The organism is Pseudidiomarina donghaiensis (genome assembly GCF_900116895.1).
Classification (GTDB): domain Bacteria; phylum Pseudomonadota; class Gammaproteobacteria; order Enterobacterales; family Alteromonadaceae; genus Pseudidiomarina; species Pseudidiomarina donghaiensis.
Map to the genome: position 1 here is coordinate 125,989 of NZ_FPCF01000002.1, position 23,323 is coordinate 149,311.

A 23,323-nucleotide genomic window follows, 5' to 3' on the forward strand; every position below is an offset into this window, starting at 1 on the left:
GTGGGCATGAAATTTTCCATCAATCGTGATGCTTTTTTGAAGCCACTTCAGGTTGTCAGTGGCGCTGTTGAGCGTCGTCATACTATTCCAATTTTGTCGAACGTTTTAATTCAGGTAGAAACCGACTCGGTACGGCTAACGGGTACTGACCTAGAGGTTGAGCTGGTGTCGTCGTGTGTTATTGAGAACGGCGAGCGAGGCTCAGTAACCGTACCCGCGAAAAAGTTGGTCGATATTGTTCGTAGTTTGCCAGACGGTGCAGTGGTGGAGTTTAGTGCTTCGGCAGACAAAGCGCTGATACGTTCTGGGCGCAGCAAATTTACTTTAGCAACCCTGCCGGCTCAAGACTTTCCGAACATTGATGATTGGGATAGTGACATTCAGTTGGTGACCAGCCAGTCGGTGTTGAAAGACCTGATGGAACGCACGCATTTCTCTATGGCGAATCAAGACGTACGCTATTACTTGAACGGCATGTTATTTGAAACGGATGCGAATATTTTGCGTACTGTGGCAACTGACGGTCATCGATTAGCAATGAGTAGTTGCGATATCGGTCAGCCTAACTTGGCGGCTCGACAGGTTATTGTGCCTCGCAAGGGTGTTATGGAATTACTGCGCTTACTTGATGATGCCGATAACGAAGTGCGTGTGCTCATTGGTAATAATCACATTCGCGTTGAAACCAACGGTATTGGTTTCACAAGTAAATTGGTTGACGGGCGCTTTCCGGATTATCGTCGTGTGCTACCTAGCGGCGGTGATAAAATTGTTGTGGCGGAACGCGATGTTCTTAAACAGGCATGCTCGCGCGCGTCAATTTTGTCGAATGAAAAGTATCGCGGTGTACGTGTTAACTTAAGTTCTGGGGAATTGTGTTTAACCGCCAATAACCCGGAGCAAGAAACGGCTGAAGAAGTGTTAGAGTGTGAATATCAGGGTGAGCCATTAGAAATCGGCTTTAACGTGAGCTACCTGATTGACGTGTTAAACACCATTCAAGGCGATAAAGTAAAACTAACCTTGTCGAGCTCAGACGCGAGTGGCTTAATTGAAGATAACGATGATGCTTCGTCGTTGTATGTTGTTATGCCAATGCGCCTGTAGTTGTGGCGTTATTAGCGTAGTATGTACATTGAGTCGTTAGCCTTAACCACGTTTCGCAATTTCTCAACAGCGAAGCTTGCGCCTGGCAAAACTATTAATATTATCTCTGGGCAAAATGGCAGCGGCAAAACAAGTTTAATTGAGGCGATTTATTGTTTGGGTTTTGGTCGATCGTTTCGGCCTGGTACATTTCGCCAGTTAATACAAAACGAACAACAACGTTTTACAGTGTTTGCGCGAGTAACCGAACAAAATGGTAGCCAACATCAAGTAGGTTACCAGCGCGACATGAACGGCGATGTTCAGTTGCGTATAGACCAAACTAAAGAAAAACGTTTTTCAGCGCTTGCGCGCTTAGTTCCGGTACAGTTGATGACGCCTGAAAGTATCGACCTTGTGTTAGGTGGACCAAAGGTCAGGCGACAATTTATTGATTGGGGTGTGTTCCACGTGGAACATTCCTTTTATGGTGATTGGGTAAACTTTTCAAAAATACTCAAACATCGTAATAGCTTGCTCAAGATGAAACGATTTCATCAGGAGCATCAGTACTGGGACGAGCAATTCGCAAACTACGGTAAGCGAGTGGAACAGCACCGAGTAAGATACTTGGAAGAGTTTATACCTGTTCTGCGAGAGCGATTAAAAGCGTTTTTGCCAATGTACTCGTTTGACTTTGCTTTAAGGTCAGGCTGGGAAAAAGGCACTGAGCTAAGCGATGCGTTAGTGAAGCATCGCGATCAAGATTTGCGCTATGGTCATTCAACGGTAGGCCCTCATAAAGCCGAGTTAAAGATTGTAGCGAATGGGGAAGATGTTCGAAATCTTCTTTCGAGAGGACAGCTGAAGTTATTGGTGGCCGCATTAAAATTAGTGCAGGGCGAATACCTTCAGCAGAAAACCGGCGTACAATGTATCTTCTTAGTTGACGATATAACGGCAGAGTTGGACTCTGTTAGCCAAGAAAAATTTTGCGGCGCATTAGTCGCATCGAATTCACAGGTGTTTGTATCGGCTATTGACGGTAGCGAGGTTCACTCATTACTCAATACAGACGATACAAAGATGTTCCACGTGGAACATGGAACCGTCAAGGAACAATAGAGAAGCTGATTATGGCAGAAAATAATTACGATTCGTCCAGTATTAAAGTCCTTAAAGGGCTTGATGCAGTGCGCAAACGCCCAGGCATGTACATCGGTGACACCGATGATGGCACTGGTTTACACCACATGGTATTTGAAGTTGTCGATAACTCAATCGACGAAGCGTTAGCGGGTCACTGTAAAGACATCTTGGTGACGATTCATTCCGACGGCTCTGTTTCAGTACGCGATGATGGACGTGGTATTCCAGTTGATATTCACGAAGAAGAGGGTGTGTCGGCAGCTCAGGTTATTATGACCGTACTGCACGCTGGCGGTAAGTTCGATGATAACTCGTATAAGGTATCTGGTGGCTTGCATGGTGTTGGTGTGTCAGTTGTTAACGCCTTGTCGGATAAGCTATTACTTACTATCCAGCGTCAAGGTCACCTTTACCAACAAACGTATAACCTAGGTGACCCGGTAGCTCCTATGGAGCAGATTGGGGATACTGAAAAAACCGGTACCGAAATTCGTTTTTGGCCAAGCCCAACTATCTTCAGCGATATTGAATTTCACTACGATATTTTAGCCAAGCGTTTGCGCGAACTGTCGTTTTTGAACTCGGGTGTTTCAATTATTTTGAAAGACGAGCGTAACGAACGACAAGATCATTTCAAATACGAAGGTGGTATTTCAGCATTTGTTGCGTATTTGAATAAATCGAAAAATCCTATTCATCAAAACGTTTTCCATTTTACCAGCGAACGTGATGACGGAATTTCTGTAGAAGTGTCAATGCAATGGAATGACTCATTCCAAGAGGGCATTTATTGCTTTACCAACAACATTCCACAGCGCGATGGTGGTACGCACTTAGCCGGCTTCCGTGCTGCGTTAACGCGTACGCTGAATACTTACATGGAAAAAGAAGGCTTGAACAAAAAGTTCAAGACCAACGCAACTGGCGATGACGCGCGTGAAGGCTTAACCGCTGTTGTTTCTGTAAAAGTACCTGACCCTAAATTCTCTTCACAAACAAAAGACAAACTTGTTTCTTCAGAAGTAAAAACAGCTGTTGAACAAGCAATGAATGAAAAGCTCAGCGACTATTTATTAGAGCAGCCAGGCGACGCCAAGATTATTGTTGGTAAAATTATCGATGCAGCGCGTGCCCGTGAAGCGGCACGTAAAGCGCGTGAAATGACCCGCCGAAAAGGCGCGTTAGACTTAGCCGGATTACCAGGTAAGCTTGCTGACTGCCAAGAGAAAGACCCGGCATTGTCTGAACTTTATATAGTGGAGGGTGACTCCGCGGGTGGTTCTGCGAAGCAGGGCCGTAACCGCAAATTCCAAGCTATTTTGCCACTAAAAGGTAAGATTCTAAACGTTGAAAAAGCACGTTTTGACAAAATGCTGTCTTCGCAAGAAGTTGCAACCCTTATTACGGCCCTTGGCTGTGGTATTGGTCGGGACGAATATGACCCAGACAAAACGCGTTACCACCGTATTATTATCATGACCGATGCCGACGTCGACGGCTCGCACATTCGTACGTTGCTGTTGACCTTCTTCTATCGTCAAATGCCAGAACTGATTGAACGCGGTTACATGTATATTGCTCAACCACCACTTTATAAAGTGAAAAAAGGTAAGCAAGAAACTTATATTAAAGACGACCCAGGTTTGATTCAGTACCTAACCAGCTTAGCTTTGGACAATGCTTCATTGCACGTGACCAAAGACGCACCAGGCATTACTGGTGAGCACCTGGAGTCACTCGTGAATGATTACCAGTTGGTGCAAAATGCGATTAAAACGCGCTTGTCACGCCGTATGCCGTTAGATTTCTTACAACGCTTGGTTTACGCACCACGTTTGACCGAAGATAAGCTTAAAAATCAATCAGCTATGAATGACTGGGCGGGCAGCTTAGAAGGCGACTTAACTTCACGTGAAGTAAATTCCGCGACCTATAAAGTTACCGTACAGCATGACGAAGAACGCGGCCTTTATTTACCTGTGGTGACTGTACGTCGTCACGGTATTGATACGCCATACCCGTTAAGCTTCGAGTTTTTGATGTCACGCGACTACGATCAGTTGGTGTCCATTGGTGAGAAGATTAATGGTTTGATTGAAGCGGGTGGCTTTGTACGTCGCGGTGACAAAGAGAAGCCGGTTGATGACTTCGTCGAGGCGGTTGAGTGGTTAATTAGCGAGTCGAAGCGTGGTATTTACATTCAGCGTTACAAAGGTTTGGGTGAAATGAACCCTGACCAGCTGTGGGAAACAACCATGGATCCTGAAACTCGCCGTATGCTGCGTGTAACCATTGAAGATGCGATTGCGGCAGACCAATTGTTTACGACATTGATGGGCGATGATGTAGAGCCACGACGTGCGTTTATTGAAACCAATGCGTTGAAAGTTGCAAACCTAGACGTGTAAACAGCGCTGAGGGAGCAATAAAAAAGGGAGCCTTTGCAGGCTCCCTTTTTCACTTTTGGAAACAAAGAAACAAGGTCAGTTATCAGTTAACCTGCATCTTATGTGTTTAGTTTAATTTAAAATCGAAATATCCGCAATTTGCAAAAACAACTCGCGAAGTTGATTCAATAAAGCTAAACGATTTTGACGAACCGCGTCGTCATCGGCGTTCACCATCACGTTCTCAAAGAATACGTCGACCGGCTGCTGCAGAGCTGCTAAGGCTTTCAATGCGTCCGCATAGTTGCCTTGCTGTAGCGCAGCCGAAGAGGCATCACGTGCCGCTATAATGGCTTTAGCGAGATCTTTCTCTGGGGCTTCAGACAACAACGAATCGGTAACAACCTGTGGTAATTGCCCTTCAACCTTGGCGAGAATATTACTTACGCGTTTATTTGCTGCCGCTAATGCTTCGGCCTCTGGAAGTTCGCGGAAGGCCGTGACAGCATGTACACGTTGATCAAAATCAACCGGCGAGGTCGGTCGACGGGCTAATACGGCCTGAATAACATCGACCGCAATGCCTTGTTCTTGATACCACGCGCGGAATCGACCTAATAAGAAGTCAACCACGTCAGCTTTAACGTTATCTGCGGTAAGCACAGCACCGAAACTATCCATCGACACAGCTACCAGTTTCTCTAAATCTAAGCTGCGGTAATTGCCTTCTACAATAATACGCAATAAACCAATAGCAGCGCGCCGCAAGGCAAAGGGGTCGCGGTCACCTTTTGGCACTTGGCCGATGCCAAAAATACCGACCAGACTATCTAGTTTGTCTGCAATGGCCACTGCAGCGCCAGCTTTAGTTGCTGGAAGGGCATCGCCTGAGAACCGCGGTAAGTAATGCTCAAAAATTGCTTCTGCAACGCCTTTGGCTTCGCCATCGTGGCGCGCATAATGCATGCCCATGACGCCTTGCGTTTCAGGGAACTCCAGCACCATTTGCGACGACAAATCGGCTTTACACAATAATCCAGCGCGCGCCGCTACCGTGGCATCAGTTTCAAGCTGCTTGGCAATTTCAGCGGCAACTTGAGCAATGCGCGCTGATTTGTCCTTGATTGAGCCGAGCTGTTTTTGGAATAGAATATTGCCTAGACCATCTACGCGAGCTGCCAGCGTTGTCTTTTTGTCGGTTTCAAAAAAGAACTGTGCATCGGCCAGGCGAGGGCGAACAACTTTTTCATTACCTGAAATTATTTGTGCTGGGTCTTTTGACTCAATATTGGTTATAAAAATAAATGCTGGCAACAAATTGCCCTTGCCATCTTCTAACGGGAAGTAACGCTGATCGTCTTTCATGGTGACAATCAGTGGCTCTTTAGGCACCGCTAAGAATTTCTTGTCGAAGCTCGCTGAGAGGGCAATCGGCCATTCAACTAATGCGGTTACTTCGTCAATAAGGTCATTGTCTTCAATAACTTGACCGTTGAGTTCGTTGGCCAACGTCGCGATGCCTTCGACAATGCGTTGACGACGTTTGTCAAAATCGCCAATCACCCAAATTTCTTCTAACGTTGTTTCGTAGTCATCTGCATGCGCCAGTGTCGCACCTTGTGGTGCGTGAAAACGATGCCCCTGAATGTAGTTACCCGCCTGTACATCGAGCACGGTGCCGGCAATAACTGCGTCGCCAAACATCATGGTGACGGTTTTGACGGGGCGAATAAACTGCGCGGTGCCATTACCCCAGCGCATTGGCTTCGGTATTGGCAGCTTTTTCAAGGCTTGGTTAACTAAGTCAGGCAACACTTCGGCTAATGGCTGGCCCTTAACTTCGGCTTTGTATAGCAGCCATTCGCCCTTGTCGGTTACTAAGCGTTCTGCGTCGGCTACGGTAATGCCATTACCGCGAGCCCAACCTTCGGCTGCTTTAGTCGCATTGCCGTTGTCATCAAAGGCAACATTGACAGCAGGGCCGCGTTTTTCTACAACTTTATCTTTTTGCTGAGCACTGAGTTCTTTTACCTGCACGGCTAAGCGGCGCGGTGACGCAAAAGATTTGACCGCAGCGAATGAAAACTCATTGTCATTCAACAAGCTGCTAAGGGCTTCGGTAAACGCTTCGCTAAGACCTTTTAGAGCTTTTGGCGGAAGTTCTTCAGTGCCAATTTCAACCAGTAACGTATTCTGTTGCACGGTTAAGCTCCTTGCTTGTTGGTTGTCGATGACTGCGCGAGCGGGAAGCCTAGTGCTTCTCGTGCGGCAAAATAGGCCTCTGCGCAGCCTTTGGCCATGGTACGGACGCGCAGAATATACCGTTGACGCTCTGTTACTGAAATTGCGTGGCGTGCGTCGAGCAAGTTAAAGGCATGAGATGCGCGCATGACTTGCTCGTACGCAGGTAACGGTAGATTGTTTGCGAGTAAGTGCTCACATTCTTTCTCGCAAGAGTCAAAACGGGCAAATAAAACGTCAACGTCCGCATGTTCAAAGTTATAAGTCGATTGCTCGACTTCGTTTTGATGAAATACATCACCGTATAAAATCTTGCCGCGCGGGCCGTCGGTCCACACCAAGTCGTAAATGCTATCAACGCCTTGAATGTACATCGCTAAGCGCTCGAGGCCGTACGTAATCTCGCCGGCTACCGGCTTACATTCTAAGCCGCCAACTTGTTGAAAGTAGGTGAACTGTGTCACTTCCATCCCATTTAGCCACACTTCCCAACCTAGCCCCCAAGCGCCCAAAGTTGGTGACTCCCAGTTGTCCTCAACGAAGCGAATGTCATGGACCAATGGGTCGAAACCGAGCATTTCAAGCGAGCCGAGATAAAGCTCTTGAATGTTTGACGGTGAAGGCTTTAACAGTACTTGAAACTGATAATAGTGCTGCAAGCGGTTAGGGTTTTCACCATAGCGGCCGTCGGTTGGCCGGCGACATGGTTGCACATAGGCAAAGCTAGCTGGTTCTGGGCCAACCGAGCGCAAAAAGGTCATGGGGTGAAAGGTACCCGCACCTACTTCCATGTCGAGAGGTTGAACAACGGCGCAGCCTTGCTGTGCCCAATAATCCTGCAGAGCAAGTATTAGCCCTTGAAACGTTTTTACATCGTAACTAGCCATGCGTTATCTCGTGCTGATTTTTAATCCAAAGTGGCGTAAATTATACCCTGTGTTGGCGCGCGGATACAGGATACCTTGTTAAATGAGCGAAACAATTCAACGCTGTACCTGGTGCGGCACCGCAGAAGACTATGTTGCGTACCACGACAATGTGTGGGGACGCCCCGTTGCCGATAGCCAAGAGCTATTTGCCAAGTTGTGCCTAGACGGGCAGCAAGCTGGCCTTAGCTGGATAACTATACTGCGTAAGCAGGCTAATTATGAAGCTGCTTTTTGCAATTTTGACCCTGAAAAAATTGTACAACTACCACCATCGTACCAAGCCGAATTAATGCACAACGCTGGAATTATTCGTAATCGACTGAAAATTGAATCGATATTTAAAAACGCGCGCGCCTACTTGCGCTTGCGTGAGCAAGGTATCGACTTTAACCAGTTTCTTTGGCAATTTAGCGATGGAAAGCCGCGAATCTTCGCCCGCAAGGGCGGCGACATACCCACATCAGACAGCGTTTCTGATAACATGGCGAAAGCCTTGAAAAAAGCCGGTTTTAATTTTGTCGGCACGACAATTTGCTATGCATTTATGCAGGCTGTCGGTATGGTCAATGATCATGTTGTTGACTGCCATTGTTACCAAAGCGTTTGCACTGAAATGCGTCAATTTTCCTTATAGATGAGTTTGATATGTTAGAAATAGTACTTGCCGATTATAGCAACCCGAAACATCGTCAAGCAGTGATCGATATGCTCGATGACTACGCGCAAGACCCAATGGGCGGTGGTGAAGCATTACCTGAAGCAACGAAAGCCACGCTGATTGACGAAATGGCAAAGCGAGACTATGTTTTTTCGCTGCTCGCATTTAATGACGAACAACCCGTTGGGCTTGCCAACTGTGTCGAAGGTTTTTCAACGTTCGCCGCGAAACCTGTGATGAATATTCACGATATTGCGGTGATCAAAGACTTTCGCGGGCAGGGTATTGCGAAACGCCTACTTGAAGAAGTAAGCACCTTGGCGCAATTTCGCGGCTGCTGCAAGTTAACGCTGGAAGTGTTACAAGGCAATGAGCCGGCCAAAATCGCCTATGAGAAGTTTGGCTTTAAGCCATATCAGCTTGATGCCGAAATGGGCAAAGCCGAATTTTGGCAGAAATATCTGTAGCACGACCGTTAATCGTTAACGGTTATTCGAGGTGAGTGAATGAGTGAAACCACCAACGAGTTAGATACACTCGGACTGCGTTGCCCAGAACCAGTCATGATGCTGCGTGTGGCAATGCGAAAATTAGCGGTGGGTGATGAGTTGACGGTGATTGCAGACGACCCAGCAACAACACGCGATATTCCGAGTTTTTGTCGGTTTATGGATCATGAGCTAGTCAGCGCACAGGTCACGGATTTGCCGTATCGCTACGTCATTCGCAAAGGCTCTTAAGAGCAAAAGCGTTATTCGTTATTCGTCCGTTCACTTCGTTCACTGTTCGTCCGTAAGCTCCGCTTACTATTCGAATCACGAACAGTGCGAAGCACGGACCAACAGCTCGCTTCAGCGAGCGCACGAACAACGCTTTTCGCTTTATTAAACGCGTTCGAAGACGGTGGCGATACCTTGGCCTAAACCAATACACATTGTTGCCACACCAAGCGTCGCGTCTTTGTTTTCCATTAAGTTAATCAACGTGGTTGAAATACGCGCGCCTGAGCAACCTAATGGATGGCCTAAGGCAATAGCACCGCCGTTCAAGTTAACTTTTTCGTCCATGACGTCCAACAGACCTAAACCTTTAAGTACCGGCAATGACTGGGCAGCGAACGCTTCGTTTAGCTCCCACAAATCGATGTCGTTAACGCTCAAGCCAGCGCGTTTCAAAGCTTTTTGGGTTGCTGGTACTGGGCCATAACCCATAATTGATGGATCACAACCCGCAACGGCCATCGCACGAATACGCACACGTGGAGTTAAGCCGAGCTCTTTGGCTTTGTCTGCAGACATGACCAAACAGGCTGCTGCGCCGTCAGACAATGCTGATGAGGTACCAGCTGTTACAGTACCGTTAGCCGGGTCAAACACTGGGCGTAAGGCACCAAGGCCCTCAACCGTGGTTTCTGGACGAATCACTTCGTCGTGCTTAACCATGTGCAAAATGCCGTCGGCATCGTGGCCTTCTATAGGCAAGATTTCTTTGGCAAAGCGGCCTTCAAGTGTGGCGGCATGTGCGCGCTGATGCGAGCGTGCTCCGAAAGCGTCTTGCGCGGCGCGGTCAATACCAAATTTACGTGCTAATAACTCTGCCGTCATACCCATGCTACCAGCCGCTCGCGCCACAGACTTGTTCATGCCTGGATGGAAGTCGATACCGTGAGTCATAGGTACGTGGCCCATGTGCTCAACACCGCCGGCAATCATGATATCACCGTCGCCGTGCATAATTGCGCGAGCAGCATCGTGAATGGCTTGCATTGACGAACCACACAAGCGGTTTACGGTAACCGCCGATACCTGATGCGGAATACCAGCAATTAACGCGGCGTTGCGCGCAATGTTAAAGCCTTGCTCTAAGGTTTGCTGAACACAGCCCCAGTAGATGTCTTCCAGTTCGTTGACATCAACTTGCGGGTTACGCTCAAGCAAGCCTTTCATGAGGTGTGCCGAGAGATCTTCGGCGCGCACGTTGCGGAACACGCCATTTTTAGAACGCCCCATAGGGGTACGAATACAATCGACAATCACTACGTCTTTCATAAATTCCTCCGTTAGCGCTGCGCTATTGATTAACCGGCCAGGTACGATTTGCCTGACTTAGCCATCTCACGCAGACCATCGGTAACTTGGTACATTTCACCGAGGTGCGCATATTTGTCTGCAAGTGCAATAAAGTTCTCTAAACCAACCGTTTCTAAATAACGGAATGGACCGCCACGGAATGGCGGGAAGCCTAGGCCGTAAAGCAGCGCCATATCGCACTCGGCCGCACTCGCCACAATACCTTCTTCAAGGCAACGAACACACTCGTTCACCATTGGCACCATGCAGCGCGCAATAATTTCGTCGGCCTCAAGTTGCTTATCTGAAATGCCAAGCATGTCATAAACTTCAGGGGCTTTTTCTTTCGCTGGGCGACCTTTTTTGTCAACGCCATAGTTGTAAAAGCCCTTGCCATTTTTCTGGCCGAAACGCTCAGCCGCCGCTAATTTGGCAATTGCACTGCTGGTATCGCGCGGCATACGGCTTGGGAAGCCATCAGCCATTACCACAGTGCAGTGATCTGCGGTATCAATACCAACCACGTCGCTCAAATAGGCAGGGCCCATCGGCCACCCGAACTGACGCTCCATAACTTTATCAATACCAGCAAAGTCGACACCTTCGTCGACCATGCCAGCAAAACCGGCAAGGTATGGGAACAACACACGGTTGACTAAGAACCCTGGACAGTCATTTACCACAATCGCTGTTTTACCCATGCGTGTGGCATAGGCGACAACCGCTGCAACGGTTTCTTCTGAGGTTTTTTCGCCACGAATAACTTCAACCAATGGCATTTTGTGCACTGGATTAAAGAAGTGCATGCCACAGAAGCGCGATGGGTCTTTTAAGTTCTTCGCCAAGCGGTCAATTGAAATGGTTGAGGTGTTTGACACGATAATAGTATCGGCATCAACAACGTCTTCCATTTGTGCCAATACTTTGCCTTTTACATCTGGGTTTTCAACCACAGCTTCAACCACAATATCAACGCCTTTTACGCCGTCATCAAGCAACGTCGGTGTAATTGACGATAATACTTGGGCCATTTTTTTATGGTCCATGCGGCCGCGTTCAAGCAACTTACCAAGAATTTTTCTGGCTTCTTTCATGCCTAAATCAAGGGCATCTTGACGAATGTCTTTCATGACCACCGGCACGCCTTTGTAGGCAGACTGGTAAGCAATGCCGCCGCCCATAATGCCGGCGCCTAGTACTGCGGCACGTTTGATTTCTTTGGTCGCTAGTTTGCCAGCTTTTTTCGCTTTGCCTTTCACTAGCTGATCAGCCATGAAAATACCAACTTGGGCACGGCAGGCGTCGGTTTGAGTTAAACCAACGAAGGCTGCGTTTTCCGCATTCAATGCTTCTTCGCGGCCAAAGCGCGCACCGTCTTCTACCGCTTTAATGGCGGCATGTGGTGCAGGGTAGTGTTTACCTGCTTGTGCAGCTGCCATCGCTTTGGCGGTGACAAAGGTCATGGTTGATTCGGTTTCATTGGCTTTTAGTGGCTCAAGTTTTGGTTGGCGCTTGGCTTTCCAGTCTAGCTCACCATTAGCTGCCGCTTTGACGATTGATAAGGCTGCGTCACGCAGTTTTTCTGGAGCAACCACGGAGTCAACTAAGCCAATTTTCAGGGCGTCATCTGGCTTGTTATTTTTGCCTGTGGTGATGAGCTCCAATGCGTTGTCTGGGCCAATAATACGCGGCAAGCGCATGGTGCCGCCGAAGCCAGGAATTAAACCAAGTTTTACTTCCGGCAAGCCAATAACAGCTGTGGTATCAACCACTCGGTAGTCACAGGCTAAAGTGGCTTCACAGCCGCCGCCGAGGGCAAAGCCGGCCACAGCAGCTACCGTGGGTACCGGTAGGTCTTCTAACTGGTCAAAAACACGCGAAGCTTTGGCCACCCAAGTCTTTGTTTGCTCAACATTAGCAAATAAAGTCAGGAATTCTGTGATATCTGCGCCTACAATGAATGTAGGTTTAGAACTGGTGACAATAACACCGCGTAAATCGGCTGTGTTGGCAAGCTTAGTTAATGCTTGGCTGAATTCTTCCAAGGTTTTCTGGTCAAATTTGTTGACTGAGCCTGCGGCTGCAAATTGAAGTTCGGCAATGCCGTCTTCAACAAATTCAACCCGAATGCTATCACCCTGATAAATCATGTTCGGTCTCCTTGAGCGGTTACTGATAATCAGATTGCTTTCGGTTAAAGTGGTTCTTATAGTCGCCCTAGAGTGTGGCCTGAATGGGCCAAATTTTCAATAATTTTTTAAACGTGCGTTTGAATTATGCTGAAGTTAGTTCAAAGTTTGCAAATTGGCTTAATTACCTGGTTGGGGTTGGTAGGGGTTAATGCGGCCGCAAATGCGCCCGTAACTGCGCTCGCAACACAGCAACTAGACCCACAACAGCAGCTTCGTGAGCGCTTTATAGCTACTGAGCAGCTGCTGCAAAGGCGTGAGCTTAAAGAATATAAGCTAATGCGGCCAACTGTTGATGGCTATATATTGGCTGCTTATTTAGACGCCCAATACTGGCAACGTTACGCGAAGTTAAGTGATGCGCCACAGGTGCGCGCTTTTATTCGCGAGCACCAACAATCGCCGCTAGGTTGGCAAACGCGCCAGGCGTGGTTAGATAAGCTTATGGAAGAGCATCATTATGAAGCGTTTATGCATGACTACCAGCTGCCGGCAACGACAGCACATCAATGTTTCTACTTGTATTCTCAATTGGCAACCGGTACGGGAGATACCACGCCAGTTCTGCAACAAGTTGATGCGATTTGGTTAACGGGCGAGTCGTTGCCGGATGCGTGTGACGCAGTTCTAGAAGCGTGGACAAATGCAGGGCGGCGAACCGACGCCATGGTGTGGCAACGTATTGCACTGGCTGCGGATGGCGGTAAACACACACTCATTCCTTACCTACAAAAAATGCTGCCGCAAGATATGCAACCGTTAGCTGAACACTTTCGCGCCGTGCGGCGAAATCCAAAGGCTGTCACCAACAAAAGCAAGTTATCAGGGCAATACCCGCAGCAAGAGACCGAAATAGTTGCGTACGGTTTGCGGCGGCTTATTTGGCAGGAACCTGATATGGCGCTGGCGTTTATTGAATCTCTGCCAACGCACATTACGTTTACAGCGGACCAATATCGCGAAATACGGCAGACCTTTGCCACGGCACTTAGTCTAAAAGGGCACGATCATGCAAGCCGTTGGTTGGCCCGAATTGAGCCCACAGAACATACCGACTCAACTTTACATTGGCAATTGGCCGAGTGGCTGCGCCGAGGGGCTTGGTCACAAATAGTTGGTTTGGTACCGCGCTTACCAGATAGTCAGCGCGAAACGGACCAATGGCAGTATTGGTTTGCACGGGCTTTGAATGAGCTTGGCCACACTCATGTGGCACAACAAGTGTGGGCGCGAGTTGCGCAGCAGCGTAGCTATTATGGCTTTTTGGCCGCCGCCAAGTTGAATCAACCGCTAAGTTTAGCGCGCGAAGCGCTTGAAATGATGCCGGAAGATATCAGCGCAGTACGGCAATTGCCGGGGGTGCAGCGTGCCAAAGAGCTACGCCAACTTGATCGTCAATTAGAAGCACGGCGTGAGTGGAATGCACTGCTTGACCATACCACCGAGCATCAGCAACGCGCGTTAGCGATTATTGCTAGCGAATGGGAATGGCATGACCAAGCTATTTACACACTCGGCCGCATTGGTGCATTTGATGCAATTAGTCAACGGTTTCCCGCTGCGTTTTTAGACGAACATTTGCGTTTTGCTAATGCCGCAAACATAGACGTGAATTGGGCTTTGGCGGTATCGCGCCGGGAAAGTGCTTTTCGCAATGATGCGCGCTCGCATGCCGGTGCTTATGGGTTAATGCAGTTATTACCGAGCACAGCAAAGCTAATTGCTCGCAAAGACGTTACTCGCCTAGAGCTTTTTAACCCGAGTTATAACATCAGCTTAGGCACGCGCTACCTGTCGGACTTGCAGCGTCGTTTGGGTAATAACTGGCTATTAGCGACCGCCGCGTATAATGCAGGTATTTATCGGGTTTACGACTGGTTACCGGCGCAGCCGGTTGAAGCAGACCGCTGGATAGAGATGATTCCCTACCATGAAACTCGCAACTACGTTAAGAATGTTTTGGCTTATCAGCAAATTTATCGTACCTTGCGAGACAACGACAGTTCGCCCGATGTGTTTAAACAGCTCGAACCAATGACAATTGGTGTTATTTCATCGCCCCCCTAGCTGTAGCGAGAGTAAAATGGCCGGTTATTTTGTGCCCGTCAAGCACACCGTCAATGAAATAATTATAAAGAACAGCCGATTTATAGCATCGGCACAGGCCGCAGACAGTATGCAGGCGCATCAACAGCATGTGCTTCAGTGTCAGCATGAATGGCCCGGCGCTAGTCATTACTGCACGGCTGCAATTGTGGCCGCACCGAATAATAGTCAGGCCTATGCCATGAGCGACGATGGTGAACCCTCGGGCACCGCAGGCAAGCCAATGTTTCATGTTTTGCAAAGCAGTGGATTGGGTGAAGTGTCGGTTGTGGTAACACGCTATTTTGGTGGGGTAAAGCTTGGCACTGGTGGTTTACAACGTGCTTATAGCCAAGCTGTAGCTGAAGTGCTTAAGCTCTTGCCAACACAAGAAAAAATATTACGCAAACTGGCGCATATCAACTACGATTACGCTGACCAGAACACCATTGAACATTTTATTAAGCGCTATGATAGTAAAATACTTGAACAAGATTTTACTGAGCAAGTCTCAATGCGCTTGGCCGTAGTTGCAGAGTCTGCACTTAGTCTGCAAAATGACTTAAAAAATGCTACGCAAGGGCGCGTAGCTCTAACCATCATAAACGGGGAAAACTAGTGCGCTTTCGCGGCATCCTTCGCATACTCGGGCTATTAATTTGTTTGTTTAGCGCCACATTAATACCGCCTGGTATTGTCGCGTTAATCTACGAAGACGGCGGTGGCGTCGCATTTTTGCTGTCGTTTATTGTCAGTATTGTTGTCGGGTTTATCGTGTGGTACCCCAATCGTAACGAGCGCTCTGACTTAAAAGTTCGCGATGGCTTTTTGCTCACCGTATTGTTTTGGACGGTATTGGGTTCGGTGGGTATTTTGCCGCTGTGGTTTACCGCCGAGGTGCCGCTATCGATAACCGACGCAGCGTTTGAGTCTTTTTCCGGTTTAACGACAACCGGTGCCACAATACTTACCGGTATTGAGCATTTGCCACATAGTATTTTGTTCTACCGCCAACAGCTGCAATGGCTAGGTGGTATGGGTATTATCGTGTTGGCTGTGGCTATTCTACCTATGCTGGGCATTGGCGGTATGCAATTATATCGTGCAGAAATTCCGGGGCCATTGAAAGACGCCAAAATGACCCCGCGCATCGCCGATACAGCGAAACACCTTTGGTATATCTACGTGGCGTTGACCCTAGTATGCGCGGTGGCCTATAAGCTGGCTGGCATGGGTTGGTTTGATGCTATTGGGCATGCGTTTTCAACGATTGCGGTGGGTGGTTTTAGTACCTACGACGCTAGCATGGGGTATTTTGATAGCAGCACTATTAATACTATTTGCGTGGTGTTTTTGATCTTATCCTCGATGAATTTCGCGGTGCATTATGCAGCCATTACAGGGCGTTCTTTATGGGGCTACTTTAAAGACCCAGAAGTAAGAGGCTTTGTGTTTATTCAAGCGGTACTCATCATTATTGTATTCATGACGGTACTGGTTCATAAGGTTTTTGATAATACTGAGTTAGCCTTCAATCAAGCCATGTTCCAAGCTGTATCCATTAGCACCACGGCTGGATTCGCCACGACAGACTTCTCGTCTTGGCCATTGTTCTTGCCAATACTACTTATTTTCGCCAGCTTCATTGGAGGTTGTGCGAGCTCGACCGCCGGCGGTTTGAAAGTGGTGCGGGTGCTACTCCTATTTCGTCAAGGAGTGCGCGAGTTAAACCGTTTGGTTCACCCCCAAGGTATGTACTCGGTGAAGTTAGGAAAGCGAATAGTGCCGCCGCGAGTTGTTGAAGCTGTGTGGGGGTTTTTCGCTGCTTACGCCTTGGTGTTTGTGGTCATTATGCTGGGCCTGTTAGCAACTGGTCTTGACGACATTACGGCGTTTTCGGCAACTGCTGCATGTTTAAACAACTTAGGGCCAGGGCTGGGGGAGGTGGCAGCCAATTATGCCGGTATTCCAGATGCTGCAAAATGGCTATTAGTTGTCGCCATGCTGTTTGGCCGACTGGAAGTGTTCACTATTTTAGTGCTGCTTACGCCGACCTTCTGGCGCAGTTAGAAGAGAGCTTCAACGCCACCAAGCGCCTAGAAGAACAGGGCGCTTGGTTGGAATAAACGTTCCACCTCACGAATATATTTCTTGTCTACTAAGAATAAAATCACGTGGTCATCGGCTTGTAAAACGGTGTCATCGTGGGCAATCAATACTTCGTTTCCGCGCACAATCGCACCGATAGTAGTGCCCGGCGGTAATTTAATTTCGTCAATGGTTTTACCAATCACTTTAGACGTTTTTTCATCACCGTGGGCAATGGCTTCAATAGCCTCTGCAGCGCCCTTGCGAAGTGAGTAAGCGTTTACTATATCGCCTTTTCGAATCAACGACAGCAAAGCCGAAACGGTGGCGCGCTGAGGCGACACCGCAATATCAATGACGTTATCTTGCACTAAATCTACATAGGCTTGACGTTGTATAAGTACCATGGTTTTCTTGGCGCCAAGACGTTTAGCCAGCATCGATGACATTATATTAGCTTCATCGTCGTTGGTTACCGCGATGAATACGTCCATATCCTCGATATGCTCTTCGGTGAGCAAGCGTTCGTCGGAAGCATCGCCCTGCAAAATAGTGGTGTTTTGCAGTTGCTCATTGAGCATTTCGGCACGATCACGATCGCGTTCAATAAGCTTAACGCGATGATTTTCTTCCAGTAACGCTGCAAGCCCGGCACCAATATTGCCACCACCAGCAATCATAATACGGCGATATTGGTTTTCCAGCTTCTGCATTTCTTCCATGACTATGCGCACATAGCGTGTGTCGGCAATAAAAAATATTTCATCACCAGCTTCAATGATGGTGGTGCCCATGGGTTTTATGGCTTGGCCTTGGCGAAATATGGCGGCCACGCGAGTTTCCACGTTAGGCATGTGGCTTTTCAAGGTTGAAATAGCATGGCCAACAAGTTTGCCACCGTAGTATGCGCGTACCGCAACAAGGCTAGCTCTGCCGCCAGCAAATTCCATCACTTGCAGTGCGCCAGGGTAATCAACAAGTCGTTTTATGTATTGCGTTACTTGTTGTTCTGGTGAGATTAAATGGTCAACAGGAATGTCGTCTTTATGAAAAAGCTTTTCTTTGTAGTCGCTATATTCTTGTGAGCGAATGCGAGCAATACGTTTCGGTGTGCGGTACAGTGTATACGCAATTTGACAAGCGAGCATGTTGGTTTCGTCGCTTGGTGTTACTGCAATCAACATGTCGGCGTCTTCACATCCGGCTTGGCGCAGCACCCGTGGGTGTGAAGCTACCCCTTCAATGGTGCGAATATCGTGTAATTCAGATAGCGCCTCTAGACGGGCTTTGCTGGTGTCTACTACGGTAATATCATTATCTTCACCGACCAGGTTTTCAGCTAAAGTGCCGCCAACTTGTCCACCACCTAGAATCACAATTTTCATGTGCGCTTTTCCAGTTTTGCGAAATAAAAACCATCCCCGTTATGTTCATTTCCGGGTAACCATTGCCACTCTACGCTGCCTTGAGGGCCTGTTGCAACCGCTATAGCGTCGCCATGGCGTTGCTTAAACGCTTCAATCTGCTGGCTATTTTCTTCAGGCAGTATAGAACAAGTCGCGTAAACTAGAGTGCCGCCGGGCTTTAGTGTTGGCCATAAGGCGTCAAGAATTCGTGCCTGCAATTCTGCAAGTTCACGAATATCGTCGTTACGGCGCAACCATTTTATGTCGGGATGGCGCCGAATGACGCCCGTTGCCGAGCACGGGGCATCCAATAAAATACGGTCAAATAATATTTCATCCCACCAGTCATTTGGTGTTGTCGCATCGGCGGTTTTCACCTGGGCGTTTAGCCGCAAACGCGCCAAGTTTTCGTGCACACGCTCTAGGCGTTTGGCATCCGCATCTATCGCTAAAACATTGGCGCTGGGTTGCTGTTCTAGAATGTGGGCCGTTTTGCCGCCAGGTGCGGCGCAGCAGTCAAGAATGTTCTCTTTTTCTTGTGCGTCAACTAACCACGCCGCGTGTTGTGCGGCAATATCTTGTACCGACACCCAACCATCGCTGAAATACGGCAAGGTGTAGACATCTACGGGCTCAGCAAGACAAATCGCTGTGGCCAGTGGCGCGTCTTCAATGACTGCAATATCAGCAGCTTTAAGCAGCTGTATATAGTCAGAACGACTGGTCTTTTGGGCGTTAATTCGCAGCCACATAGGCGCCTGCTCATTATTGGCAGTAAAAATACGTGCCGCTTGGTTCGGGTATGCTTTTTCAATGCGCTCTGCCAGCCAGCGCGGATGGCCATGGGCCAGGGCTGGTTTCTGCTCTAACTGTTTCAGTAGTTGTGGCAATTGGCGTTGAATAGTACGCAGCACGCCGTTGACTAAACCTTTCTGTTTGGCGCGTTTGAGCACTAATGCTGCGTCCACCGTTGCCGATACCGCCGCGTGTTCAGCAGAGCCCATGTAGGCCAGCTGATAAGCACCGACCAAGAGCAGAGAGTGCAACGGCTTTAATTCGCCTTTTAGTGGCTTTGCTAATTGCGAACCCACCATGAAATTCAGTTGTGGCAGGTAACGCAGGACGCCGTAAGCGAGTGCCTGCGCCATACCGCGGTCACGCGCCGTTAGTTGGCTACTTAGCGCTGGCAGGGCTTGGCTTAATGAGCGACCTTGTTCAACCACTTGAAAGATAGCTTGGGCGGCAACAGCTCTGCTTGCGGCCCCTGGGCGAAGCGATTGTTGACTCATCATGCTGTCTCTGCGGCTGGGCTTGCCAACACGCTGCCTGGGCGTAGCCAATCGGCGCGGCCATTCAGGAAGTCGGCCGCAGCCATGGGCTTTTTGCCTGGTGGTTGTAACTGTAACAGGCGCAACGCATGTTGTGCTGTTTGTACCACAATGCCGCTTTTATCTGCCTGAATAATGGTGCCAGCTTGGTATTGGCCACCCGGCACGACATCAGCCTGCCATATTTTCACGACATCGCCGGCTGCTGTTTTTAGCCAGCAAATAGGCCACGGATTAAAGGCACGAACCCAGCGCTCGAGCACCTCAGCAGACTGATTCCAGTCTAGCTGGGCTTCTTCTTTGCTAAGTTTTTTCGCATAGGTGGCAAGGGTATTGTCTTGCACGACAGCTTTGGCTTGATAGTTTTCTATATCAGAAAGCGTTGCGACTAAAGCTTGTGGCCCTAGCGCGGCGAGCTTGGTGTAAAGCGATGCAGACGTATCTGTTGCTTCTATAGCCAACCGAGCTTCTTTTAGTACGGGCCCTGTATCTAGGCCAGCTTCCATTTGCATCACGGCAACACCGGTTTCGCTATCACCAGCCCAAAGCGCGCGTTGAATGGGCGCGGCACCACGCCAGCGCGGCAATAAAGACCCGTGAACATTAATGCAGCCTAAACGAGGAATATCTAACACGGCTTGCGGCAGTAATAAGCCATAGGCCACCACAACCATCACGTCGACCGCGAAGTCAGCTAGCTGCGCCTTGGCCTCGTCACTTTTAAAGTTGACGGGTTGCATCACTGGCAAACTGTGGTTTTCGGCTAATAATTTAACAGGGCTAGCTTGCAGTTTTTTGCCGCGGCCGGCAGGACGATCGGGTTGCGTGTACACGGCAACAACGTCGAACGCTGAGTTGTTCAACAGGGCTTGCAAGTGATTAGCCGCAAACTCGGGCGTGCCGGCAAAAACAACGCGTAACTTATTCATGCTAATTGTTGGCTATCCTTTAAGCTTGAAGGCGCGCTTCTTTTTCGAGTTTTTTACGAATGCGATCACGTTTAAGCGGCGACAAGTAGTCGACGAAAAGTTTACCATTGAGGTGATCAATTTCGTGCTGAATACAGATGGCGAGCAAGCCTTCAGCGGTTAAGCTAAACGACTCACCATGGCGATCAAGGGCTTGCACAGTGACTTTACCGGCGCGTTCTACTTTTGCGTAAACGCCCGGAAACGACAAGCAGCCCTCTTCATTGGTGAAATGGCCTTCTTGTGCTGTAATCTCTGGGTTAATAAACACTAGTGGCTCGTTCTGATCTTCGCTGCAGTCAGCAATGAACAGACGCTTGTGAATATCGACCTGAGTGGCCGCCAAGCCAACGCCATTGGAGTCGTACATGGTTTCGAACATATTATCGATGTCGGCACGCAGGGCATCGTCAACCGTATTAATTGGTTGTGCGACCGTGCGTAATCGTTCGTCGGGATATTTTAAAATTGTTAATTTACTCATAACCTTTCATTCGCTAGTTTCATCTTGCGTGATTTTAACGTAATTTGAGGATGAACACACGGTTTTACAACGGAGCACGACATGACTAAATGGCAACTACCGGCGATTGCATTAATCGGTTTTCTGCTGGTTTCACCTCTGCATGTTGTTATGGCGCAGTCTGAAACACAACAAACCAAAGGCGATATTCTGCAACTTCGTGAAGGCGCACCCCAAGAATATGTGGTGAAAAAAGGCGACACGCTGTGGGGTATCTCAGAATTATACCTCAATGACCCTTGGTACTGGCCTGAGCTGTGGCGAATTAATGAAGGCGTTGCGAATCCACATTTAATTTACCCAGGAGACCGTTTATTGCTAGTTTGGGTAGATGGCAAGCCGCAGCTGACACGTAAAGCACACAAAACTTTGTTGCCTGAAGGGCAAGTGAAGAGCAAAGACAACCCAATTCCGACCTTCTCGCGCGATATGTTAGCGCCATTGTTAACCGAACATCGCGTAATCACCGCTGAAGCGTTAAAAAATACACCACAAATTTTGGGTGACAACCGCGGTGCCCCGCGGGTGAACGGTATGTTGCCGGTATTTATTAAAGGCGATGTGGAAAAGACCACCTATAGCGCTTTTACGCCGGTTGAGCCCATTGACGGTGGTGAATTGCTTCGTTACGTCGGCGATGTCACGGTGACGTACAATGCTGGCGAGCTTGCAGAAGGTGAGCTCAGTCGAATACAACGAGAAATTCGTCGCGGAGACTACTTGTTAACTTCACAGCCGTTAAATATTCCAGACGTGATTGTGCCTGAATCAGGTGGCCAGCTTGACGGTCAGATTATTGCCTCATTGAATAATCGCAAAGAACAGGGGCCATATGACGTGGTGGTGCTTAATCGTGGGCGTCAACACGGCGTTGAAGTTGGTCAGATGTATCAAGCTATACGCCCAGGTTCAACGCTATTTGTTGATGGCGAAGAAATAACCTTAGTGAACTACTACAAGCCGGCAGACCATATCTCACGGTTGTGGCGCAACACGTTGCAGCTACCTGTGTCTGCAACATCGCAAATGCTTGTGCTTGAGGTTCAGGAACAAACCAGCTTTGCCATTGTGGTTCGCTCACGCGAATGGATGAGCATTGGTGATTACTTTATTCCACTCAAACTCTAATTTTTCATAACTCACAAGAGAGGTTATCGGCATGGAAGCTGAAACCGCGAAGGCGCTACTCGCTATGGCGAGTGCGCCGAGCACCCATCGCAAATATTTACGCAGCCTAAGCTCCATTGAGCAAATTTTTATTCGAGCACCGTTGCCGGAAGTAAACATTGCGCCGGCCTACGTTGAACGGCTACAGCGCTGGGCTACGCAACCCAATTGCCATGTTATTCACTTACGTGACGAACGCTACCCAGAGCCGTTAAAACATATCAGTGACCCACCGTTGGTGCTATTCGCGCATGGCGATCTTCGCTGTTTGCAGGCCCGTATGGTCGCGATTATTGGCAGCCGCAATGCCTCGCCGGTGGGGCAACACACCGCCAATTACTTCGCTCGCGGGCTGGCGCGTTCAGGGCTTGTGGTGAGTAGCGGCTTGGCCAAAGGCATTGACGCCGAGGCGCATCGGGCAGCGTTGGCAGAGGGGAAAACATTAGCCGTATTGGGCACTGGGCCGGATATTTATTACCCAGCACATAATCGGCAATTGCAGCAGCAAATTATGCAAAGTGGTTTGGTGATTACCGAGTTTGCGCCGGGTATGCCACCAAAGAAAGATCATTTTCCCCGTCGTAACCGTATTCTTAGCGGCTTAGCCGAACTGGTGGTTGTTATTGAAGCCAAGTATCAAAGCGGAACCTTAGTCACTGCAGCCTTGGCGCGAGAACAACAAAAAACGGTGATGGCAGTGCCTGGCTCGATATGGAACGTGGCGCATAGTGGCTGCCATAAGTTGCTTAAAGAGGGCGCCGCACTGGCCACGACCGTAGACGATATACTGCAAGAATTGAATTTGCCGCCGCTGCACCCATCTTTAACAGAGGCAAATGGCGCCCAAAGGGTGCAAATAAATAGCTCGCGAAGCTTGGCAAACCGTAAATTGTTGGCTAATGTGGGTTTAGAGGTTACTTCAATAGACACTATTGTGGCACGCAGCGGACTACCGGTTGCTACCGTCACTGAACAGTTGGTGTTACTTGAGTTAGAAGGGCATGTAACCTCGGTTACAGGTGGTTATATAAAAATGGGGAGGCGCTAACG

The 23,323-nt window shown here is 48.7% G+C and carries 19 protein-coding genes; 11 read left to right on the forward strand and 8 right to left on the reverse strand.

Going from position 1 to position 23,323, the window contains the following annotated elements; translation table 11 throughout:
• Positions 1-6 precede the first annotated feature (6 nt).
• From dnaN to gyrB, 3 genes are read left to right on the forward strand one after another with little or no spacing between them, the layout of a single operon-like run.
• Entirely contained in the window at positions 7-1,107 is a 1,101-nt protein-coding gene (gene dnaN, locus BM334_RS06565) for a DNA polymerase III subunit beta (RefSeq protein ID WP_092839726.1), read from the forward strand.
• Positions 1,108-1,128: 21 nt separating this feature from the next.
• The gene (gene recF, locus BM334_RS06570) at positions 1,129-2,211 is read left to right on the forward strand and encodes a DNA replication/repair protein RecF (RefSeq protein WP_092839729.1); all 1,083 of its coding nucleotides are present in this window, start codon (positions 1,129-1,131) and stop codon (positions 2,209-2,211) included.
• An 11-nt stretch (positions 2,212-2,222) separates the two neighbouring features.
• Entirely contained in the window at positions 2,223-4,643 is a 2,421-nt protein-coding gene (gene gyrB, locus BM334_RS06575; RefSeq protein ID WP_092839732.1) for a DNA topoisomerase (ATP-hydrolyzing) subunit B, read from the forward strand.
• Positions 4,644-4,754: 111 nt separating this feature from the next.
• On the opposite strand, the gene glyS is transcribed toward gyrB, so the two are convergent.
• The gene (gene glyS / locus BM334_RS06580) at positions 4,755-6,824 is read right to left on the reverse strand and encodes a glycine--tRNA ligase subunit beta (protein WP_092839735.1); all 2,070 of its coding nucleotides are present in this window, start codon (positions 6,822-6,824) and stop codon (positions 4,755-4,757) included.
• A 2-nt stretch (positions 6,825-6,826) separates the two neighbouring features.
• Positions 6,827-7,750: a glycine--tRNA ligase subunit alpha gene (gene glyQ / locus BM334_RS06585; RefSeq protein WP_092839738.1), complete on the reverse strand. Its 924-nt coding sequence runs from the start codon at positions 7,748-7,750 to the stop codon at positions 6,827-6,829.
• Between the two features lie 82 nt (positions 7,751-7,832).
• Between glyQ and BM334_RS06590 the strand changes: the two genes are divergently transcribed.
• From BM334_RS06590 to tusA, 3 genes are read left to right on the forward strand one after another with little or no spacing between them, the layout of a single operon-like run.
• On the forward strand, positions 7,833-8,426 hold the full coding sequence (locus BM334_RS06590) for a DNA-3-methyladenine glycosylase I (protein WP_055439478.1): 594 nt from the start codon (positions 7,833-7,835) through the stop codon (positions 8,424-8,426).
• A gap of 11 nt (positions 8,427-8,437) precedes the next feature.
• Positions 8,438-8,917: a GNAT family N-acetyltransferase gene (locus tag BM334_RS06595; RefSeq protein WP_092839741.1), complete on the forward strand. Its 480-nt coding sequence runs from the start codon at positions 8,438-8,440 to the stop codon at positions 8,915-8,917.
• 39 nt (positions 8,918-8,956) lie between these two features.
• Entirely contained in the window at positions 8,957-9,190 is a 234-nt protein-coding gene (gene tusA / locus BM334_RS06600; RefSeq protein ID WP_092839744.1) for a sulfurtransferase TusA, read from the forward strand.
• 144 nt (positions 9,191-9,334) lie between these two features.
• On the opposite strand, the gene fadA is transcribed toward tusA, so the two are convergent.
• On the reverse strand, positions 9,335-10,498 hold the full coding sequence (gene fadA, locus BM334_RS06605) for an acetyl-CoA C-acyltransferase FadA (RefSeq protein WP_092839747.1): 1,164 nt from the start codon (positions 10,496-10,498) through the stop codon (positions 9,335-9,337).
• Between the two features lie 29 nt (positions 10,499-10,527).
• Positions 10,528-12,669, reverse strand: a complete 2,142-nt coding sequence (gene fadB, locus BM334_RS06610) for a fatty acid oxidation complex subunit alpha FadB (RefSeq protein ID WP_092839750.1) — start codon at positions 12,667-12,669, stop codon at positions 10,528-10,530.
• A gap of 126 nt (positions 12,670-12,795) precedes the next feature.
• Here fadB and BM334_RS06615 point away from each other — a divergent pair, with 126 nt between their 5' ends.
• The 3 genes from BM334_RS06615 to BM334_RS06625 are packed head-to-tail and all read left to right on the forward strand — an operon-like array spanning position 12,796 to position 16,863.
• Positions 12,796-14,775 (forward strand): transglycosylase SLT domain-containing protein, encoded by a 1,980-nt coding sequence (locus tag BM334_RS06615; protein ID WP_092839753.1) that lies wholly within the window; start codon positions 12,796-12,798, stop codon positions 14,773-14,775.
• Between the two features lie 16 nt (positions 14,776-14,791).
• Entirely contained in the window at positions 14,792-15,412 is a 621-nt protein-coding gene (locus tag BM334_RS06620; RefSeq protein ID WP_092839756.1) for a YigZ family protein, read from the forward strand.
• Positions 15,412-16,863, forward strand: a complete 1,452-nt coding sequence (locus BM334_RS06625; protein ID WP_092839759.1) for a TrkH family potassium uptake protein — start codon at positions 15,412-15,414, stop codon at positions 16,861-16,863. The genes BM334_RS06620 and BM334_RS06625 overlap by 1 nt, the downstream gene beginning before the upstream one ends.
• A gap of 26 nt (positions 16,864-16,889) precedes the next feature.
• Here the strand turns inward: BM334_RS06625 and trkA are convergent, their stop codons facing one another.
• Genes trkA through def form a run of 4 tightly spaced genes read right to left on the reverse strand, consistent with a single transcriptional unit; the run spans position 16,890 to position 21,067 of the window.
• Positions 16,890-18,266, reverse strand: a complete 1,377-nt coding sequence (gene trkA / locus BM334_RS06630; RefSeq protein WP_092839762.1) for a Trk system potassium transporter TrkA — start codon at positions 18,264-18,266, stop codon at positions 16,890-16,892.
• Positions 18,263-19,579, reverse strand: coding sequence for a 16S rRNA (cytosine(967)-C(5))-methyltransferase RsmB (gene rsmB, locus BM334_RS06635; protein WP_241970936.1), 1,317 nt, complete (start codon positions 19,577-19,579; stop codon positions 18,263-18,265). The genes trkA and rsmB overlap by 4 nt, the downstream gene beginning before the upstream one ends.
• A complete protein-coding gene (fmt, locus tag BM334_RS06640) occupies positions 19,576-20,544 on the reverse strand; it encodes a methionyl-tRNA formyltransferase (protein WP_092839768.1) in 969 nt (322 codons plus the stop codon). Before fmt ends, rsmB begins: the two co-directional genes overlap by 4 nt.
• A gap of 19 nt (positions 20,545-20,563) precedes the next feature.
• On the reverse strand, positions 20,564-21,067 hold the full coding sequence (def, locus tag BM334_RS06645) for a peptide deformylase (RefSeq protein ID WP_092839771.1): 504 nt from the start codon (positions 21,065-21,067) through the stop codon (positions 20,564-20,566).
• An 81-nt stretch (positions 21,068-21,148) separates the two neighbouring features.
• Between def and BM334_RS06650 the strand changes: the two genes are divergently transcribed.
• Entirely contained in the window at positions 21,149-22,234 is a 1,086-nt protein-coding gene (locus BM334_RS06650) for a LysM peptidoglycan-binding domain-containing protein (RefSeq protein WP_092839774.1), read from the forward strand.
• Positions 22,235-22,265: 31 nt separating this feature from the next.
• Positions 22,266-23,321: a DNA-processing protein DprA gene (gene dprA, locus BM334_RS06655; RefSeq protein ID WP_092839777.1), complete on the forward strand. Its 1,056-nt coding sequence runs from the start codon at positions 22,266-22,268 to the stop codon at positions 23,319-23,321.
• Positions 23,322-23,323: the final 2 nt, after the last annotated feature.

Bases quoted from the DNA above. Each gene is read 5' to 3' on its own strand.
- BM334_RS06620 (WP_092839756.1), top strand. From the start codon at position 14,792: ATGGCCGGTTATTTTGTGCCCGTCAAGCACACCGTCAATGAAATAATT.
- trkA (WP_092839762.1), bottom strand. From the start codon at position 18,266: ATGAAAATTGTGATTCTAGGTGGTGGACAAGTTGGCGGCACTTTAGCT.
- recF (WP_092839729.1), top strand. From the start codon at position 1,129: ATGTACATTGAGTCGTTAGCCTTAACCACGTTTCGCAATTTCTCAACA.
- dnaN (WP_092839726.1), top strand. From the start codon at position 7: ATGAAATTTTCCATCAATCGTGATGCTTTTTTGAAGCCACTTCAGGTT.
- fmt (WP_092839768.1), bottom strand. From the start codon at position 20,544: ATGAATAAGTTACGCGTTGTTTTTGCCGGCACGCCCGAGTTTGCGGCT.
- def (WP_092839771.1), bottom strand. From the start codon at position 21,067: ATGAGTAAATTAACAATTTTAAAATATCCCGACGAACGATTACGCACG.
- dprA (WP_092839777.1), top strand. From the start codon at position 22,266: ATGGAAGCTGAAACCGCGAAGGCGCTACTCGCTATGGCGAGTGCGCCG.
- BM334_RS06650 (WP_092839774.1), top strand. From the start codon at position 21,149: ATGACTAAATGGCAACTACCGGCGATTGCATTAATCGGTTTTCTGCTG.
- BM334_RS06615 (WP_092839753.1), top strand. From the start codon at position 12,796: ATGCTGAAGTTAGTTCAAAGTTTGCAAATTGGCTTAATTACCTGGTTG.
- gyrB (WP_092839732.1), top strand. From the start codon at position 2,223: ATGGCAGAAAATAATTACGATTCGTCCAGTATTAAAGTCCTTAAAGGG.
- fadB (WP_092839750.1), bottom strand. From the start codon at position 12,669: ATGATTTATCAGGGTGATAGCATTCGGGTTGAATTTGTTGAAGACGGC.
- BM334_RS06595 (WP_092839741.1), top strand. From the start codon at position 8,438: ATGTTAGAAATAGTACTTGCCGATTATAGCAACCCGAAACATCGTCAA.
- rsmB (WP_241970936.1), bottom strand. From the start codon at position 19,579: ATGATGAGTCAACAATCGCTTCGCCCAGGGGCCGCAAGCAGAGCTGTT.
- tusA (WP_092839744.1), top strand. From the start codon at position 8,957: ATGAGTGAAACCACCAACGAGTTAGATACACTCGGACTGCGTTGCCCA.
- glyQ (WP_092839738.1), bottom strand. From the start codon at position 7,750: ATGGCTAGTTACGATGTAAAAACGTTTCAAGGGCTAATACTTGCTCTG.
- BM334_RS06590 (WP_055439478.1), top strand. From the start codon at position 7,833: ATGAGCGAAACAATTCAACGCTGTACCTGGTGCGGCACCGCAGAAGAC.
- fadA (WP_092839747.1), bottom strand. From the start codon at position 10,498: ATGAAAGACGTAGTGATTGTCGATTGTATTCGTACCCCTATGGGGCGT.